16 protein-coding genes are annotated in these 18597 nt (G+C 44.2%); 2 read left to right on the forward strand and 14 right to left on the reverse strand.

Annotated elements, in window-relative coordinates:
- Window positions 1–59 precede the first annotated feature (59 nt).
- From CFT61_RS04820 to galE, 11 genes are all read right to left on the reverse strand, one after another.
- Complete coding sequence (locus CFT61_RS04820) at window positions 60–1130, reverse strand: mannose-1-phosphate guanylyltransferase (protein WP_089543340.1); 1071 nt, start codon at window positions 1128–1130, stop codon at window positions 60–62.
- Between the two features lie 150 nt (window positions 1131–1280).
- A complete protein-coding gene (locus tag CFT61_RS04825) occupies window positions 1281–2768 on the reverse strand; it encodes a xylulokinase (RefSeq protein ID WP_089543341.1) in 1488 nt (495 codons plus the stop codon).
- Between the two features lie 471 nt (window positions 2769–3239).
- Window positions 3240–3584, reverse strand: a complete 345-nt coding sequence (locus CFT61_RS04830; protein ID WP_089543342.1) for a hypothetical protein — start codon at window positions 3582–3584, stop codon at window positions 3240–3242.
- Between the two features lie 157 nt (window positions 3585–3741).
- Window positions 3742–4056 (reverse strand): winged helix-turn-helix domain-containing protein, encoded by a 315-nt coding sequence (locus CFT61_RS04835; protein WP_089543343.1) that lies wholly within the window; start codon window positions 4054–4056, stop codon window positions 3742–3744.
- 181 nt (window positions 4057–4237) lie between these two features.
- Window positions 4238–5995, reverse strand: a complete 1758-nt coding sequence (gene aspS / locus CFT61_RS04840; RefSeq protein ID WP_089543344.1) for an aspartate--tRNA ligase — start codon at window positions 5993–5995, stop codon at window positions 4238–4240.
- Window positions 5996–6111: 116 nt separating this feature from the next.
- A complete protein-coding gene (locus CFT61_RS04845; RefSeq protein ID WP_089543465.1) occupies window positions 6112–6594 on the reverse strand; it encodes a hypothetical protein in 483 nt (160 codons plus the stop codon).
- Between the two features lie 49 nt (window positions 6595–6643).
- A complete protein-coding gene (locus CFT61_RS04850; protein WP_089543345.1) occupies window positions 6644–7075 on the reverse strand; it encodes a hypothetical protein in 432 nt (143 codons plus the stop codon).
- Window positions 7076–7129: 54 nt separating this feature from the next.
- Window positions 7130–7675 (reverse strand): RNA polymerase sigma factor, encoded by a 546-nt coding sequence (locus CFT61_RS04855; RefSeq protein WP_089543346.1) that lies wholly within the window; start codon window positions 7673–7675, stop codon window positions 7130–7132.
- A gap of 59 nt (window positions 7676–7734) precedes the next feature.
- Entirely contained in the window at window positions 7735–9288 is a 1554-nt protein-coding gene (locus CFT61_RS04860) for a L,D-transpeptidase family protein (protein ID WP_367379328.1), read from the reverse strand.
- Window positions 9289–9321: 33 nt separating this feature from the next.
- Window positions 9322–9639: a T9SS type A sorting domain-containing protein gene (locus CFT61_RS04865; protein WP_089543347.1), complete on the reverse strand. Its 318-nt coding sequence runs from the start codon at window positions 9637–9639 to the stop codon at window positions 9322–9324.
- Between the two features lie 110 nt (window positions 9640–9749).
- Complete coding sequence (galE, locus tag CFT61_RS04870; protein WP_089543348.1) at window positions 9750–10787, reverse strand: UDP-glucose 4-epimerase GalE; 1038 nt, start codon at window positions 10785–10787, stop codon at window positions 9750–9752.
- A 302-nt stretch (window positions 10788–11089) separates the two neighbouring features.
- On the opposite strand from galE, the gene CFT61_RS04875 reads away from it, so the two are divergent.
- Window positions 11090–13078, forward strand: a complete 1989-nt coding sequence (locus tag CFT61_RS04875; RefSeq protein ID WP_089543349.1) for a fructose-1,6-bisphosphatase — start codon at window positions 11090–11092, stop codon at window positions 13076–13078.
- Between the two features lie 287 nt (window positions 13079–13365).
- Here CFT61_RS04875 and CFT61_RS04880 read toward each other — a convergent pair whose 3' ends face one another.
- Window positions 13366–14262, reverse strand: a complete 897-nt coding sequence (locus tag CFT61_RS04880) for a YitT family protein (protein ID WP_089543350.1) — start codon at window positions 14260–14262, stop codon at window positions 13366–13368.
- 255 nt (window positions 14263–14517) lie between these two features.
- Between CFT61_RS04880 and CFT61_RS04885 the strand changes: the two genes are divergently transcribed.
- On the forward strand, window positions 14518–15144 hold the full coding sequence (locus CFT61_RS04885) for a phosphoribosyltransferase (RefSeq protein WP_089543351.1): 627 nt from the start codon (window positions 14518–14520) through the stop codon (window positions 15142–15144).
- Between the two features lie 6 nt (window positions 15145–15150).
- Here CFT61_RS04885 and CFT61_RS04890 read toward each other — a convergent pair whose 3' ends face one another.
- The gene (locus tag CFT61_RS04890) at window positions 15151–17568 is read right to left on the reverse strand and encodes a TonB-dependent receptor (protein ID WP_254918858.1); all 2418 of its coding nucleotides are present in this window, start codon (window positions 17566–17568) and stop codon (window positions 15151–15153) included.
- Between the two features lie 76 nt (window positions 17569–17644).
- Complete coding sequence (locus tag CFT61_RS04895) at window positions 17645–18574, reverse strand: beta-carotene 15,15'-monooxygenase (RefSeq protein WP_089543353.1); 930 nt, start codon at window positions 18572–18574, stop codon at window positions 17645–17647.
- Between the last annotated feature and the right edge of the window lie 23 nt (window positions 18575–18597).

Here is an 18597-nt window from a genome sequence, read left to right on the forward strand (position 1 = left end):
CTCTCCATTGGGGTTCAACCTTCAATGGAGAGTTTTTTTGTATATATAGATATCAATCATTACTTCTCACTACCTGAGAAAATCTTGATTCGCTGTTCCTCAGACAATTTGCAGATAAGCAACGTTCCGTCTTCCTCTGCTACAATATAGCCATCCAGGCCCTGGATAACAACCTTCTTCTCATTCATGGTATGAACGATATTGTTCTTGGATTCCACCATCTGGATATTATCTCCAATCAGTGCATTGCCATACATATCCTTATGGCTCTGTGCCAGGAGGCTTCCCCATGTACCGAGGTCACTCCATCCAAAGTCGGCAGGCATCACGAAGATTTCCTCCGCTTTCTCCATGATAGCATAGTCAACAGAGATATTCTCGCACTCAGGATAACGCAGATCAATTTCAGCCTGCTCCTTATCTGTACCATAAATACTGCGCATGCTCTCGAAAATCTTGGCAATGCTTGGCTGGTAAACACGGAAGGCATTGACGATGGTTGCGGCACTCATCACGAAGATACCGGCATTCCAGAAGAAACTCTTATCTTGAATATATTGAGTAGCTGTCTCCAAATTTGGTTTTTCCCTGAACTGATCAACACGGAAGATTTCCTTGTTACGGGCTGAAGGGGTACGGAGATCAGCCTGAATATAGCCATAACCTGTCTCTGGGCGAGTAGGCTTCATTCCCAAAGTAACAATGCTGTCAGTCTCACCAGTAAACTTCAAGGCAGATGTTACCACTCTTCTGAATTCGTTGGCATTGGTAACGATATGATCAGAAGGAGATACAACAATATTTGCATGAGGATCCTTTTCCTTGATTCGCCAACTGATATAGGCGATGCAAGGAGCTGTGTTTCTTCTGCATGGTTCCTGCAGAATATTACCCTCAGGAATCTCAGGCAACTGCTCGTGAACCAAGGCTGCATACTTTTTATTGGTTACTACCCAAACATTCTCCGGGTCACAGACACCCTCAAAACGATCGAATGTAAGCTGTAAAAGTGTACGACCTGTTCCTAAGACATCAATAAACTGCTTAGGCTTGTCCACGGTACTCATAGGCCAGAATCTACTGCCTACTCCACCTGCCATAATTACCAAATGATTATTTTTATGAGCCATATTTATACCTTTTTATATAATATTCCGCAAAAGTAATAAAAATAATTGGTTTAAACAAATAAAGGATGGAAAATTATTCCATCCTTTACCATATTTTGAAAAAACTCGTGTTATTCGAGCACTTCCCGTATCCCAGTATCAATGCAAAACTTAGAGCTTTCCAAGTTCAGCTTTCCAGTCAGCATAAGCCTCAAGATAAGCACTGCGATTTGCCTCATCAGGCTCAATTACCGCCAATTTCTTAAGAGATGCAAATGCCTCATCGTGATCCTTATAGATTCCGGCACCGATACCAGCTCCCTTGGCAGCACCAGCACTACCATCGGTCTCGTAAAGTTCAATGGTTGCACCACTCACACCTGCCAGGGTATCACGGAACAGAGGACTGAGGAACATATTTGCCTTTCCTGCATGAACCTTCTTGATATCCATACCCATCTGCTGCATAATCTCCATACCATAGCAGAAACTGAACACGATACCTTCCTGTGCAGCTCTTACGATATGGGCACGATTATGCTTGGTAAAGCTCAAGCCACGGATAGAACAGCCCACTTCACGATTTTCCAATACGCGCTCTGCTCCATTGCCGAAAGGAATAATCTTCACGCCGTCGCTGCCAATAGGCACACCGGCTGCCATATCGTTCATATCTGCATAGCTTACATCTGGCGTGATGTTACGATGTACCCAAGCATTCAGAATACCTGTGCCATTTATACAAAGCAACACTCCCAGACGGTCGAGTTCCGTTGTATAGTTAACATGTGCGAAGGTATTGACACGACTCTTTGGATCGTAATTGACATCACCGAGCACACCATAGACTACTCCGGAAGTTCCTGCGGTGCTGGCAATCTCACCAGGATTGAACACATTCAGGCTGACAGCATTATTAGGCTGGTCACCTGCACGATAAGAGATAGGAGTTCCCTCCTTCAGACCAAGTTCCTCAGCGGCAGCCTTGCAGACTACGCTCTGAACAGAGAAGGTAGGAACAATATCTGCGAGCATACTCTCATCGAATCCGAAATAATCAAGCAGGAACTTGGCTGGTTTCTTTGCCTTGAAGTCCCACATCATACCTTCAGAAAGTCCGCTGATAGTAGTCTGTGCCTCACCGGATAGTTTCATCGCCAGATAATCACCAGGGAGCATAATCTTATCTATCTTATCGAAAAGCTCAGGCTCGTTCTCCTTGACCCACGCCAGTTTGGAAGCGGTAAAGTTACCTGGAGAATTGAGCAGATTACGCAAGCAGAGATCCTCACCTAAATCATGGAACGCTTTCTCGCCGTAAGGAACTGCACGGGAATCGCACCAGATGATAGATGGACGCAGAACCTGCTGGTTCTTATCCACACAAACCAGACCATGCATCTGATAGGAAATACCGATAGCAAGAATATCCTCACCTTTGGCACCACACTCCACCATAATCTTCTTGAGAGCCAACTTGGCATTGTCCCACCACATTTGCGGATCCTGTTCAGCCCATCCTGCCTTTACTGCCATGATAGGTGCTTCATGATCAGGATAGAATGCAGAAGCAACAATCTCACCACTATCTACATCTGTAAGAGATGCCTTTACAGAACTTGAACCCACATCAAAACCTAATAAATATCTTCTAGCCATTTGTCCGTTATTTAAAATTGTTTGTTATTACTAAACCTAAAGTATAGAAATGCATTTGATAGAAATGCTCATTCCATATTTCATTATACAATTATAATACGAACAAACTGACAGATTCCCCCATCAGGATAACGAAAAAAATCAAGTTGGTGCCCAACAGGTGTATTTCACTCGCACATCAGCTGTTGTGCAAGCGCATATCAGCTGTTATGCAAGCGCACAACAGCTGTTGTGCGCTTTGAAAAGACTATGACTCCGGAAACAAGAATTAATCTTTCAGACAACTTCCATTGCTTCTTCGGACAACTTCTATTGCTCCTTTCGATGACTTACGTTGCTTCTAACAACAACGCAACTAGCTTCGTTAGACAACGTAACTAACTTCATTAGACAACGTAACTAACTTCATTAGACAACGTAACTAACTTAGTTAGATAACGTAACTTAGTTAGATAACTTACCAGACTTCTATCAATTACCAAAGAGATCAAGTTCCTGCGATTGCTTGCTGTTCTCGCAGTCATCCTCCTCTTTCTGTATAGAGGCAGAAGAGAAATCAAGCATCAGCTGCTGCATAGCCGAACTCTTATAGTTGATACGATAAACTCCATATCCCTTGCCTTTCTCTATGATAGAACTTGGATTCTTGGAATTCTTAATAAGATACTGAGAAACAAAACCATACACATATTTATAATCTAGAGGGGTAAAAATCGAGTTACAAGAATTATAAACATGACGGACAATCTTCTCCAACTTGAGACCTTGACTGCCGGCTTGTACCAAAACGTTGAATATTTCTTGTTCTAAATTCATATAAATTATGCTAGATGGTTATGGTGAAAAGAAATTTGAATAAAGACAGAGAAGAGTGAATCGAAAGAAGAGTAAACAGGAAGAAAAGTGAATAAAAAACAGAAAAGCCGCAGTTTCTTCCACTAAGTTAAGAAACTGCGACTCTTAAGGTTCTTATTTAAGCGAGAGCTACCTTGTTGTCCTCTTCCTTAATCTTACCCTCTTTGAAGAGCCATCCAATACCAAGGATAGCATCCTCAACACTAATCTTTGCCTGCTTAGCAACCTCCTCCAAAGAGAGAGACTGTTCTGCTGCTGCCAATGCTTGGTAAACATCACCAGCACGGAAACCTGCGTTCTCAGCAGTCAAATAGATAACTTCCTTCTTAGCTGTAGAAGTCTTCTTTGTAGCTGTAGCAGTCTTTGCTGCTGTAGCCTTCTTAGTAGCTGTCTTCTTGGCAGCTGTCTTAGTTGTTGCTTTCTTTTCTACCATGTCTTTAGTAATAATTTGTTTTGAGAAATGTTTGTTTCTTAAGCATTTCCTTAATTATTCTGATGCAAAATTAAAAAAAATAATTTAAATTTTAGCATTTTAAAGCAGAAAAGTGCTTGTACACAAGAAGTTGCACCGCATTTCTTGACTTACATCAAGATAAATGCAGTGCAATTTATAATTAATCTTTCAAATCAAGCTTAATCTCCAGCTCATCAAGCTGCTTTGGGTCCAGCTCTGAAGGAGCATCAAGCATCACGTCGCGACCTGAATTGTTCTTTGGGAATGCGATGCAGTCGCGGATACTGTCGAGACCAGCCAAAATGCTCACGAAGCGATCAAGACCGAAAGCAAGACCTGCGTGAGGTGGTGCTCCATACTTGAAGGCGTTCATCAGGAAGCCAAACTGAGCCTCAGCACGCTCTGGCGTGAAACCGAGAACCTCGAACATCTTCTCCTGCAACTGAGTATCGTGGATACGGAGAGAACCTCCACCCACTTCGATACCATTGCAGACGAAGTCGTATGCCTTGGCACGAACCTGCTCTGGATGTTCATCGAGCAATGGGATATCATCAGGATTTGGCATGGTGAATGGGTGGTGTGTTGCCATCAGGCGCTGCTCCTCATCACTCCACTCGAAGAGAGGGAAGTCAATAATCCAAAGACACTTGAACACGTTCTTGTCACGCAAGCCCAGACGATCACCCATCTCAAGGCGGAGTGAGCAAAGCTGGATACGAGTCTTATTGGCATTGTCGCCGCTCAGAATCAAAACGAGGTCGCCATCGTTAGCACCCATTACAGTCTTGATTTCTGCAAGTTCCTCTGGAGAGTAGAACTTATCGATGCTACTCTTCACTGTGCCATCTGCATTATACTTGATATATACCAAGCCCTTGGCACCTACCTGTGGACGCTTTACAAAGTCGGTCAACTCGTTCAACTGCTTGCGGCTATAGTCAGCACAACCAGGAACACAGATACCACCAATATACTTAGCCTCATCGAATACAGAGAAGTTACCCTTGCCTGTGAAAGCATCCTTCAACTCTACAAACTCCATGCCGAAGCGAAGGTCTGGCTTATCGCTACCGAAACGGCGCATAGCCTCATGCCATGTCATCTGCTCCAGCTTAGGAAGCTCTACACCACGAATCTCCTTGAAGAGATGGCGAGCCATTTCCTCGAAAAGATTGATAACATCGTCCTGATCTACGAAGCTCATCTCGCAGTCAATCTGAGTAAACTCAGGCTGACGGTCTGCACGAAGGTCCTCATCACGGAAGCACTTGGCAATCTGGAAGTAGCGGTCGAAACCTGCTACCATCAGGAGCTGCTTCAAAGTCTGAGGGCTCTGTGGAAGAGCATAGAACTGACCAGGATTCATACGAGAAGGAACAACGAAGTCGCGAGCACCTTCTGGTGTACTACCGATGAGGATAGGAGTTTCAACCTCCATGAAATTCTGTGAATCGAGGAAGTTACGAATCAAGATACACATACGATGACGCAACTCCAAATTCTTGCGAACCGCAGGACGGCGCAAATCGAGATAGCGATACTTCATGCGAATATCATCACCGCCATCAGTATTATCTTCGATAGTGAAAGGAGGTGTCTGACTCTGAGAGAGCACATTCAGCTCCTTTACCAGGATTTCAATATCACCAGTATCCATTTTAGGATTCTTGCTCTGTCGCTCACTAACTGTACCCTTGACCTGGATGCAATATTCACGACCCAGCTTATTGGCAGCATCACACAAGGCCTTATCATCTGCCTCGTTGAAAACCAACTGTGTGATACCATAACGGTCGCGCAAGTCAACGAATGTCATACCACCCATCTTTCTTGAGCGCTGTACCCATCCGGCAAGTGTAACTTCCTTGCCAGCATCAGAGAGACGAAGCTCTCCACAAGTTTGTGTTCTGTACATACCTTATTATATTATATATTTTTGTTTCTGATGTGCAAAGTTACTATAATTTGGGGAAACAACAAAATAAAATCGCAAAAATGTTACTATAAATAACACCTTTGCGACTTTATACATTATCTTTTCACATGCTTAGGGTGATTTTGGTGCCACTGTCTGGCTCTCTTAAACGCCTGACGATGGAACTTTTCTTCTGCCTTGATGATCTTAAGCACCTTGCTGGCAGGCAGGATATACATAAACCGATTATGATATTCCTGCTGCAACTGCTTCATCTCGATATCCAACTCATCCTGGCGGCGGATAGCCTCAGCACAACCATTCTCGTCTGCCGGATTGACGAAATGATACCTACGCATCTCATCAAAACAAGAACGCATCTTCTTCATCATCTGGCGGTAAACCGGGAAGAACTTACTTGCTTCCTGCGGAGTGAGACTCGCATGGATTGTAATATACTGCTCCAATTCTGCCTCAAAACGCTTCGGGTCAAATGGCGGACGCTGACCTTGAGAATTCTCGGCATGACAGGTCAGCCCCATCATGGTCATCACAAGAACTGACATAATAATCAGGATTAGATGTCTTGTTCTATGCATGCTATTATTATCTTCTTTCATCTATAAGTCTTTTTTAATCTATTCTACATCAATTCTCCGCAACAAGTTGAGCATAGAAATCCTGACTATCCATCATCGTATAATCAGCCATCTGCTCAAAGGCAGCATCATCCCCGTCTGTGACGTGTGAACTCTCAATGGCTGGAGTTTCGTTATGCGCCAAAGCATGATGCTTCTTCTCTGACTGTTGAAGCTGGTAAAGCACACCACCACCCAACATAGCAGTCACGGCTAAGACGGCAGCAATCTTTCTGAGAGGCAAACGTCTCCACAGGCTTAAATGCACGAACTTAGCCTTATTCTCCTGAAGTTCCCTATCAGTCTCTTCAAGAGTATCAATTTCCTGCACAGGAATCTTTGCCATCATCTGTTCTGCAAAGTTATCGAAATAACCTTCAGGAACCTTGAAATGGTTTTCCTTGCCGAAAATATCATTTATTTTTTTCTCTTCGTTCATCATATTGCAATATCCTTTCTTCTTTTATTTGAATAGACGATTTACATCTCATAAGGTTTAATCAAACAGATGCAAATATTCTGTTATTTTTTTCACTGCTAGATGATAAGAAGCTTTCAGTGCACCTTCACTGGTATTAAGAATCTGACTCATCTCAGAATACTTCATTTCCTCAAAATATTTAAGATTAAAAACCGTCCTCTGCACTTCAGGCAATCTTGCCACCGCTTCCTGTAACCTGGCCTGCACTTCATTACCATCAAAATATTCGTCGCTCATCAACCTGGATGCCACGGAAACATCTTCATCAGCACTTACTCTATCTGACAGTTTCTGTTTTCTCAGGAAATCGAGTGATTCATTGATGGCAATACGATAAAGCCAGGTAGAAAGCGAAGACTTTCCCTGAAAATTCTGCAGATTACTCCATACCTTGATGAATACATTCTGAAGAACATCATTAGCATCTTCATGACTGAGCACGATACGACGCACCTTCCAGTATAGTTTTTCACTATACTGCTTAACCAGCACTGCGAATCCTTCTCGCCGGGTGCGTGGTTCCCGAAGCATCTCTACCAGTTCAGAATCACTGAGTATCATGAAGTTTTCCTATTTAATAATACTAATTCTTTAATTCTTATTACTTGCCTACTTTCCGGCTATAGATATTTTTTTAATTGCTCGAATATCACACCATCATATCCATAGACATCGGGATAGCTTACCACACCCTTGGCAAATGGATAAAGCGTGTAATACGTGATGAAGAGCGGAATCTGCGGTTCCACCTTTACCGATCCAACCACTAATTTCTTAATCTTTAGAGAATCGGCTGTCATCGAATAGTTGATGCGCTGGATAAGCTTTTCGTTTTTCTCATGAAGCAGGAATTTAGCGAGTTCGAAAGGTTTCTCTACCCTTATGCATCCATGCGATACGCCTCTGTCTTCCCGGCTGAAAACAGTCTGACTCGAGGTATCATGCAGATAGACAGAGAAGTTATTATCGAAACGGAAAATGATTCTTCCCAACGAATTTCCCTTTCCACCACGCTGAACCACACCATATTTACCGGAAAGCAACATGGCTCTTGTAACCTGAGCCGGATTCACTTCCTCACCTGTCGAACGATCTGAGATATAGTAATTGCGCGCATTGAAGTAAGCCGGATTTCCAGCATGATGCACCATATCCTTGACCATGATGCTGCGAGGCACAAACCATTTCGGATTCAGATCCATCCGCTTGATATAACTGTTCAGTATCGGTGTCTTGGTCTTGGTTGAGCCACATCCAATCTTCATCGCAAGCGTATCCTGCTCATCTATGGCATAAAGATGAAAAGATGGTATATTAACCAGCACATACTTCTTATGTCTGGCAGGACTGTCAGCCTCCCTCCACCGGCATCTCTCCATGTTCACAAGAATCTTCATTCTCTGATTTCTGTCAAGACCTTCCGACTTCAATTTTTCCTGCAACGTATAATAGAAAGGAGACTTTGGCTGAACATCCTTCAAGAATGCCGCCAATCTGCTTTTCTCAGTTTCTTCGCCACCAACATCCACCCTACTTCTCAACTGCTGAAGAGCAAGATGAAAAAAAGCATCACTGGCATGCTGCATCTTCACATCAAAAAGGCCACGGTATCTCACAGCCCGCTTGATGGAATCGTATGGATTGGGGGCAATGCTGTCCAGACGATTCAGGACGAATGAAGGATTGACGAATCCAAATCTCTGACCGCCCACGTATCTCAAATACGACTTGGTAAGTCTGTATTCCAGACGAGCCATCACATGGTTGATATCCTCGTTGCCTTCCCCCAGATTCAAGCTATGGAGTCTTTCCAGATCTTGAGTAATCTGATTCACATAGAAATGCTTAGTCTTGAATCCCATTTCATCCACCTTCTGCAGATAGGTCAGCAGCGTATCTGCACGATGATCTATTCCATGGCGGTCAACCCAAAGGAATCCTCCATGATTGCGATAATATCTCTTGGTATGCAAGTCGGCAACAGTAGAACCCGAATCATTGTTCATCAAGCTATCCATCAATCTTCTTACCTTTTTGGAATTGATTGCATAGTTTGGGTTCACCAGCTCCTGATAGTATTCCAACGTCAAGTTCTGATTTTCGTTGGGTTCATGCTGCTTACACGACAGAATGACCCAACAGAGCAGGAATGGCAAAATTCTAAGTATTTTCACGAAACGTATATGAATGATAAAAGAAGTCAACAGTTAACGTCTAACCAGAATCTTTCTCGTAAAGGAGGTTCCTACCTTGATGATATAGACACCATCAGAGAGAGAAAGGTTAAAGCGCTTGTCCTGTCCCTCTACCCTGAAAGACTTCACGGCGACACCAGCCAGATTGTAGATGGTAACTATCTGACTGTTGGCTCCGGTGATATGCATCACGCCTCCGGAATAAGTCAAGGAAATCTTCTGCACTTCCATGTCTATCATTTCCTCAGCACCTGTCCGTGCCGAAGAAACCATAGGCACAGCAAACATCATGCATGGCATCATCAATATGGTAAGTATAGTTTTCTTCATATTCCTGCTTTTACGTAAAAAAATACTTTCCTGCAAAGATATAAAAAAAGAAGGAACCTGCCATCATTCCAGATGCCAAGTTCCTTCTTTTTATATATATTTAACCGTAATTACATAATTCCGTCGGCACGGAGCTTCTGCTGCCACTTCCAGGCAGAAGCCAAGACATCTTCAAGCTTAGCCTCAGCCTTCCAGCCCAATACTTCGTTAGCCTTGGTGCAATCACCCCAGATCTTCTCAATATCGCCCTCACGACGTGGACCATACTTCCAGTTCAACTTCACGCCAGTAGCCTTCTCGAATGTCTCTACGATTTCGAGAGTAGAGTTACCGTTACCTGTACCGATATTGAAGTACTCAATTGGTTCAGTCTCCTTGTCGAGTACACGAGCCATAGCGCAAACGTGAGCCTTAGCGAGGTCAACTACATAGATATAGTCGCGGATGCAGGTTCCATCAGGAGTATCATAATCGTTACCGAAGATGGTGAGTTCCTTGCGAATACCCATAGCAGTCTGAGTTACGTAAGGAATCAGGTTGTTTGGCACACCATTTGGCAACTCACCAATCTCTGCAGATGGATGAGCACCGATTGGGTTGAAGTATCTCAAGATAATGCTCTTGATGTTAGCACCGCTATGGATATAGTCTGCGATGATCTGCTCGTTCACCTCCTTGGTATTACCATAAGGAGAAGTAGCCTTCTGATGAGGAGCCTCCTCAGTTACAGGCAAGTTCTCAGGCTTAGGCTGACCGTAAACGGTGCAAGAAGAAGAGAAGATAATACCCTTTACGTTATATTTTGGCATCAACTCAAGCAGGTTGATGAGCGAAACCAGGTTGTTGCGGTAGTACAACAAAGGCTTCTGTACACTCTCACCTACAGCCTTGCTGGCAGCAAAGTGAATGATACCCTCGATGGCAGGATACTTCTGGAATACAGCCTCTGTAGCTGCCTTGTCACGAAGATCAACCTGCTCGAAAGCTGGACGAATACCTGTAATCTTCTCAATACCGTCAAGAACCTCAATCTTTGAGTTTGAAAGATTATCTACGATTACTACGTTGTAGCCTGCCTGCTGCAACTCTACTGTGGTGTGGCTACCGATAAAACCAGTACCGCCAGTTACCAAAATTGTTTGTTTCATATTGCTAGTCTATTGAATAATTGATATTATCTTTATTTATATGAAAGTGAGGATTGATGCCCGGCAGAAATCGATTCCGATACCGGACTTATCATCCTACACGTTTGCAAAAGTAATGCAAAAAAGTGAAACTACAAAATATTTCAGAAAAAATATGCCGAAAGATTTTTTATTTTCAAGAATAAGCTGTAACTTTGCATCTGAAATATAACTTATCAACAGAAATGGTGTGTTTCAGCAATTAACATTAGAATTATCAATTATTGACGCAAACAATGACGCAAACATTAAGGATTACGAATATGAAACAGTATGATATCAATCACGACATGCGGTACCTGCAGTTACTCGCACAGTCGTTTCCATCCATAGCTGAGGCTAGCACGGAGATTATCAATCTGCAAGCTATTCTCAATCTGCCGAAAGGCACAGAGCATTTCCTCGCCGATATTCACGGCGAGTATGAGGCCTTTCTGCACGTACTGAAAAATGCATCAGGCAACATCAAGCGTAAGGTGAACGAACTCTTCGGCAACACCCTGCGTGAACAGGACAAGCGTGAACTCTGCACCCTGATCTACTATCCGGAACAGAAACTGGAGCAGGTAAAGCAAAGAGAATCAGATATAGACGACTGGTATCACATTACCCTTCACCAGCTGGTGGCAGTTTGCCGTGATGTGTCAAGCAAGTACACCCGTTCCAAGGTACGCAAGTCACTGCCATGCGATTTCTCCTATATCATACAGGAGCTTTTGCACGAGCATACGGAAGATCACGACAAGGCTGCATACGTGAATGTCATCGTAGATACCATCATCTCTACAGGACGTGCTGACGATTTCATTGTAGCCATTGCCAATGTGATACAAAGACTCGCCATCGACCAGCTTCATATACTCGGCGACATATACGATCGCGGACCAGGAGCACACATCATTCTCGACAAGATGCGCCACTATCATAGCTGGGATATTCAATGGGGCAACCACGACGTACTCTGGATGGGAGCCGCAGCCGGCAATGATGCCTGTATCTGCAACGTCATCCGACTGTCGCTGCGCTATGCCAACCTCGCCACCCTGGAGGAGGGTTACGGCATCAACCTCATTCCATTGGCAACCTTTGCGATGGATACCTACGGCGATGATCCTTGCGAAGAATTCCAGCCAAAGATGACGGGTGGTGCAGCCGCTATGGATGACAAGACCAAACGACTCACATCTCTGATGCACAAGGCTATTGCCGTGATACAATTCAAGATAGAAGGTCAACTCATCGCCAAGCATCCAGAATGGAAAATGGACGGCAGACGACTCTTTGAGTACGTAAACTATGAAAAGGGAACCGTAGAGATTGATGGCAAGGAATACGAAATGTCCACATGCCACTTCCCTACCATCGACCCGGAGAATCCGAACAAGCTCAGCGAGGAAGAAGAAGTCCTGATACAGAAGCTGCACCATTCATTTATGGTATGCGAGAAACTGCACAAGCATATCAAAACCATGCTGCAGCATGGCTGCATGTATGCCATCTTCAACAACAACCTGCTCTTCCATGCTTCCTGTCCACTCAACGAAGACGGAACATTGAAAGAGGTAGAGATTTGTCCTGGAGAAAAGTATAGCGGCAAGGAACTGATGCATCATACCGGAATGCAGATTCGCACGGCATTCCAGCAGGATTCCGACCCAGACGAGAAACAGTATGCCATCGATTACTTCCTCTATCTCTGGTGTGGTCCAGACAGTCCACTCTTCGATAAGAGCAAGATGGCAACCTTCGAGCGATATTTTATCGCCGACAAGGAGACCCACAAAGAGGAAAAGGGCTACTACTTCAAGCTGCGTGATGACGAGAAGGTGATAGACCATATCATGGATGCCTTCGGGCTGAAGGGCGAGAATCGCCATATCATCAACGGTCACGTTCCGGTAAGAACCCTAAAGGGAGAGAATCCTATCAAGGCAAACGGAAAGCTGATGGTGATTGATGGTGGTTTCTCCAAAGCTTACCATAACGAGACGGGTATAGCAGGTTACACCCTGGTTTATCACTCTCGCGGTTTCCAGCTCGTACAGCACGAACCTTTCACAAGTGCCGAGGATGCCATCACACGCGGTACCGACATCAAGAGTACCACCCAGATTGTAGAAATGAGCAATCGAAGAATGCTCGTAGCAGATACAGATATCGGTCAGGATTTACGCAAGCAGATAGAAGATCTCCAGGAACTTCTCTATGCTTACCGACACGGCTACATCAAGGAAACAGAAAGAAAGAAGTAAAAACGAACAGGATGGTATCAGCAGGTACCTGAACAAAAAAATGCGAACAGTATGGTTGAAACGGGCTGAAAGCCCAAAAGCTCCTAGCCCAGGGCACCGCCCTGGGTATAATAGCAATCAACAAGACGCCCTGTAAGGGCAAAAGCTTTGTTTATTGCCTGTTTTTTAAAGCTTTTGCCCTTACAGGGCGACGGTTTTGCGTTCATAATTACCCAGGGCGATGCCCTGGGCTAGGAGCTTCTGCCCTTTCAGGGCGTATTGGGTAAATTCAACCGTACAGGTCGAACTTATCTTTTAGACAAGGAAATCTTCTTGCTCACCTTAAATCTATCAAATCCCTCACCATACACACCGATTACAGAACTCTGACTCACAAATGCAGTAGGGTCAATCTCATCAATCAGGCGGAATATCTTCTGCGATTCTCTCTGTCTAGCCAGCACAAAGAGCATGTGAACATCCTTGCCGCTATAGCAACCATGGCCATCCATTACCGTACATCCACGTTCGGCGGTCGTATTGATGGCAGCACTCAGCTCCAGATACTTGTCAGAAATGATAAAGAACTGTACCGAACGGCGCATGGCGTTGACAACATGATCAACTGTAAGCGAAACAACGAACAGGCACACATAACCATAAATCACCATTTCCCAGGAGCGAAGCACAAGATAAGAACTGGTAATGATGAGCAAGTCGCAAACCATGATGGCATGTCCCAGAGAAATGTTATAGTACTTATTGATCATTGCAGCCACCGTATCACTGCCTCCTGTAGAACCATTACATCCAAGACCCAATCCAGCACTGCTACCCATGAAGAAGGCACCGATGACTGTCGCCATAAAAGGCTGATCGTGAAGCAAAGGCGTCATACCTACCGTATGAATCTCTATGAAGCGAGTCACCGCAGCAAAGATTGCTACACCATAAATCGTCTTGGCACAGAATTTCCAACCCAGGATACGGAATGCAATCAACAGCAAAAATACGTTGAGCGCCAGATAAGTGACCGAGGCAGGAATGCCAAATCCCCAGCAGAAGATAGAGGCGATACCGCCTACTCCACCCATCGTGATATGATTAGGGAGGAGGAATAAATTGAGTCCGATACTACCTTCTACCATTGCCAGACCGATAATGATGTAGTCGCGCAACTCATGCATTTTTGTTTTTCTCGTCATTTGTTGTTTTTTTTTAAAAATCATGATTATTCATACCATAAACGTGAAGCCCAACAGGTTTCGGGGTGCAAAGTTACTAGAAATCTTGTTAAAATCAAAGTAGAATCTGCTAAAAAATAGTCTAAAATGAAAAAAAAGCTATTTTATGCCGACATTTCAAAAAATATTCATACTTTTGTACTGATCTATAAAGACAACGGAAGCAATATCTATTCAAGAAAACTATAAAGAAGAACGATTATAAACATCTTGTCTATGGCAGAAAAAAGCATTAACATCGCATCATGGCCTTGCCTCAGCAATGGCCTTCACTACAATTGGCTAGTAGATTACGCTGCTTTCAGCGCATTCGGCACCTTCGAGCTTTCAGCAGAAGAATGGGAAAAGCGCGACCTCATCGTCAACTTCAAGGGTAACTCGGAACTCACTACCGAGATAGACCACCAGCAAGCTGTCGATAAGGCCATCGACTTGGTGTCTTCTTTCCTAAAAGCGGTATTCTCTGAAAAAGAGGGAGCCACAAACTCACACTCAACTCTTTCACAACTCACTCTGGTCTGCCTACCAGCCTCAACCCGAAAGCATACTGAGCGCAGATTCCGCAAGTTCAGCGAACAGGTATGTGCGGCAACAGGTATGCAGAATGCCTACAACGCATTCAGCTTCACAACAACAAAGGATGAGGATGGAGATGAAGTGGATACACTTCATATAGATGAAACATTCTTCCAGGGAAAACAAGTGATCCTCTTCGATGACATTATTGCATCTGGAGGATCTATTGTTCGATTTGCTGAAAAACTAGAAAAATCGGGGGCTAAAGTCATTGCCGCACTCGCTCTGGGAAAGAAAATCCCAGACGGATACGACAATAACGAATAGCGATTACTAGAAATGGAATCTCACATCCACACCACATTGGAAAGGATTGCCTCGCTGGGCAAAATATTCTTTCGTGCCTGTAGCTGAATTATCTACCGCAAAGGTATTATAATTGGTGTCTGTGAGATTTCTACCCCAGAAACTTACATTGAATGCCTTGAAATTCAAATCAACATGTGCTCCCAAAACTGCATACAGCTTTTGGGAGTAAGTATTTGCATTGTCCCAATAGGTCTTGCCTTGTGCATTCACGTTTGCACCGAGGGTCAGCCAGTCGGTAAGACGATAGTCTGCCATCGCAGCCATTGTATGCTGTGGCACGTAAGGAACGTATTTTCCTTTATAGTCCACGGCATCCTCGCCTTCTCCATCCACATACTTATCAAACTTGCTGCGAGTATAACCATAACTCATTGCCCAATCAAATTTTCCATCGAAAAGCTGTCCTCTCAAAGCTGCTTCAATACCACAGCTGTGACTCTTTCCGGCATTCACCATCATACGTCCGAAGCCATAATTGCCCGCCATGACAGAGAGCTGCTGGTTGGTCACCTTCATATAGAAAGCACTCAAGTCAAAATGCAGCATATTATCGAAGAGATTCAGATGAGCACCAGCCTCATAATTCCAGGAAGTCTCTGGCTTGTAGGCGATGGTCTTGTCAATACGCTGGTAATCCTCCTCGGTATGCTTTACATGATAATCCCCACGCATTGCCTGATTACGATTGGCATTCAGTTCGGTCTGTAGCACATCGCTGAACATCTGGATATTATATCCACCAGCACGATAGCCCTTGCTTACAGTAGCATACACATTACTGCCCAGCTCATCAATCTTCAGATTAAGTCCGAATTTCGGTAAAAGCTGGCTATAATCGTCACTCACCTCGTGATCCAGCGAAGAATCCAAAACATTGGTAGCCAACATTCCCATTACATTGGCAGTCATCTGCATATAGGCACTGGCATCATAATGGATGGCAGTATGCATCAAGTCATAGCGCAAGCCCAAGGTGGCAGTAAGGCGATCGGTGATATTGAAGTTGCTCTCATGAAAGAATCCCAGGTTCCACTGAGGTGTATGATACAATCCCGGTGCACCCATATTCACATTCATAGATACGCCTCCAGCCTTCTCTATAGCCTTGGCAGCTGCAGCCTTGGCAGCCTTTTCCGGCATACCCTGTGCAATCATCTTCTGTGCCATCGCATTGACCATCGCATTATACATCTGCTTCTGGATAGCATTGCCGATAGGCTGGGTCATACCCTCATTGAAGAAGACCGGTCCATTGGTCTTCAGCCACTGATAAGAGAAGAAGCCACCCGCAGTCCAATTCCAGAAACCGCCCACAGCACGATTACTCTTCAAGGTAAATTCCTGGGTAAGCGAGTTCTGAAGCTGCTCCTGCAGGATGCTCATATAATCGGTAGGAAGATAATCCTGATCCATATTCATCTTATCCTTCAGATACTGATAGCTTGTGGTAGAAGCAAAGCTATAATCAGCTCCTGTATGATTCACGGTAACACCCGAGATAAAGGAATGGCGCAAATAGGTTCCGTCGAAGGTGGTGGAAGGAAGCGAAGCCTTGCCTGTCTCCAAATCCAGCTTGCCATAAGGGAAACCATTCTGGTCAACATACTGATAGTTGGCGAGAAGATCTACGTTCCATCCTCTGTTGAGCTTTGCCTTCAGCACAATCTTTCCTCCAGCCTCATCATACTTGTCGGCTCTGTTACCGGTATTCGTATTTCTGAAGAATCCCTTCTGTGCATCATTGAAAGCTGCTACCGTAAACGCCAGATGGTCATTGATACGGTGATAATGAGCCAGCTCTACATTGCGATAATATCGGGAACCATAACTCAACTTCAAATCAGTACCCTCATACTCAAACGGATTACGGGAATAGATACGCACCAGTCCGCCCTCTGTGTTCTGGCCATAGAGAGTAGCCTGAGGTCCACGCAGGATATCAATACGGGAAGTCTGATAATGATGAAGATTGAAGGCAGACTTGCTCATCACCGGGATGCCATCCAGATAGATACCTACCGCAGGACTGTTTACTCTGCTGCCAATGCCACGCACATACATAGCACTGGAAAGACGGCTGCCATAGTTTGGCATTACAAAATTAGGGATATAACTAGAAAGCTCTCGCAAATCGCGGGTGCCTAGTTTCTGTATCTGAAATCCACCGACAGAAGTACTGCTGAGTGACTGCTGGCGAAGGCGAAAGTTCTCTTTAGGTTGTGAAACCACAACCACCTCGTCGATATCAAACACCTTACTGCTATCGGTGAATACTTTGAAATTCGTGTTATCTACTCTTTCATTAACAAGGGACAGGACATTGCTTGTGCCAGCCCACAAAGAGATTGGCGCAACTGAGGAAGCCAGCGCCAATGCAATCATTTTCTTATTTATTATATCCTTTTTCATAACGGGTGCAAAGGTACAGCTTTTTCCTGACACCCAAAATCCTTATTTATTAGGAATTCCCCCTGCGATAGGACTTGACGGCAAACCAAATGTATGCCACCAGCAGGATGTAGCCTATATAATATAAGGTGGAAACACTGAAAATGATATAATCGAGTGCACATACACCTGCCAGACCGCCCAGATACAACAGGGCTTCACCAAACGGAAGACGATGATAAACTTCATCGACACATGCCAGTCCCACAATGAGAATACTCCATACCAAGGCAAGAAATACTCCCAACACCTTAGGTACCGCAAAAGGATTCAATGACGGATGGAAATAAAACTGTCGCCACATCTCTGGTTCAAAAGTCTGAATCCAGGCATAAAAGGCTGCCGAGATGGATACCAGAAGCACAAGAGCAAGAGGATACGGCGAATCAATATCATTGAAATGCACAATCTTGGCATTGCTATGAAATACCTTTCTTACCAGATAAGCCAAAGTGATGACTACGATGACCACCAGGAATATGAGCAGGTGGACATTGCTGAAAGTCATGATGAATTCAGAGATAGGATCATCCGGTACTACCTGAGGAAGCAATCTCGATTCCCTACTCCATCCAAACCTGTTATCTTCAGTGGCAAGCTGCACCCATACAGAGTCTATGCTGTCTTGTGGCACCATACGGATATCTGTCACAACCAGAAGCTGGTTCTTTTTGACAGAGAATGAATCTACCGAAAGACCACTCACCAATTCTTCTGGTTGCTGTCGCATCAAGTGGATAGAATCCTTAAACACCATAAAGTTATATTTGTTGGTGTAATGGTGGGTGGTAGAGAATGAGATAGAATCCAACTGACGGTCACTGTACTCCAGCATAGCTGCATGCTGTTGATGGGAGTTATGACGATGATAGCAGCTGTTGAGCATCAAACAGATGCCCAACATACATACCATCATTCTTATCATCAGTTTTATTCTCATTCTTCATTTTGGGTTACGAAACC

It is taken from the genome of Segatella copri, from assembly GCF_002224675.1.
Lineage (GTDB): Bacteria > Bacteroidota > Bacteroidia > Bacteroidales > Bacteroidaceae > Prevotella > Prevotella copri_U.

Coding starts and splice junctions, on each gene's coding strand:
- CFT61_RS04820 (WP_089543340.1), bottom strand. CDS start 1,130: ATGGCTCATAAAAATAATCATTTGGTAATTATGGCAGGTGGAGTAGGC.
- CFT61_RS04825 (WP_089543341.1), bottom strand. CDS start 2,768: ATGGCTAGAAGATATTTATTAGGTTTTGATGTGGGTTCAAGTTCTGTA.
- CFT61_RS04830 (WP_089543342.1), bottom strand. CDS start 3,584: ATGAATTTAGAACAAGAAATATTCAACGTTTTGGTACAAGCCGGCAGT.
- CFT61_RS04835 (WP_089543343.1), bottom strand. CDS start 4,056: ATGGTAGAAAAGAAAGCAACAACTAAGACAGCTGCCAAGAAGACAGCT.
- aspS (WP_089543344.1), bottom strand. CDS start 5,995: ATGTACAGAACACAAACTTGTGGAGAGCTTCGTCTCTCTGATGCTGGC.
- CFT61_RS04845 (WP_089543465.1), bottom strand. CDS start 6,594: ATGCATAGAACAAGACATCTAATCCTGATTATTATGTCAGTTCTTGTG.
- CFT61_RS04850 (WP_089543345.1), bottom strand. CDS start 7,075: ATGATGAACGAAGAGAAAAAAATAAATGATATTTTCGGCAAGGAAAAC.
- CFT61_RS04855 (WP_089543346.1), bottom strand. CDS start 7,675: ATGATACTCAGTGATTCTGAACTGGTAGAGATGCTTCGGGAACCACGC.
- CFT61_RS04865 (WP_089543347.1), bottom strand. CDS start 9,639: ATGAAGAAAACTATACTTACCATATTGATGATGCCATGCATGATGTTT.
- galE (WP_089543348.1), bottom strand. CDS start 10,787: ATGAAACAAACAATTTTGGTAACTGGCGGTACTGGTTTTATCGGTAGC.
- CFT61_RS04875 (WP_089543349.1), top strand. CDS start 11,090: ATGAAACAGTATGATATCAATCACGACATGCGGTACCTGCAGTTACTC.
- CFT61_RS04880 (WP_089543350.1), bottom strand. CDS start 14,262: ATGACGAGAAAAACAAAAATGCATGAGTTGCGCGACTACATCATTATC.
- CFT61_RS04885 (WP_089543351.1), top strand. CDS start 14,518: ATGGCAGAAAAAAGCATTAACATCGCATCATGGCCTTGCCTCAGCAAT.
- CFT61_RS04890 (WP_254918858.1), bottom strand. CDS start 17,568: ATGATTGCATTGGCGCTGGCTTCCTCAGTTGCGCCAATCTCTTTGTGG.
- CFT61_RS04895 (WP_089543353.1), bottom strand. CDS start 18,574: ATGAGAATAAAACTGATGATAAGAATGATGGTATGTATGTTGGGCATC.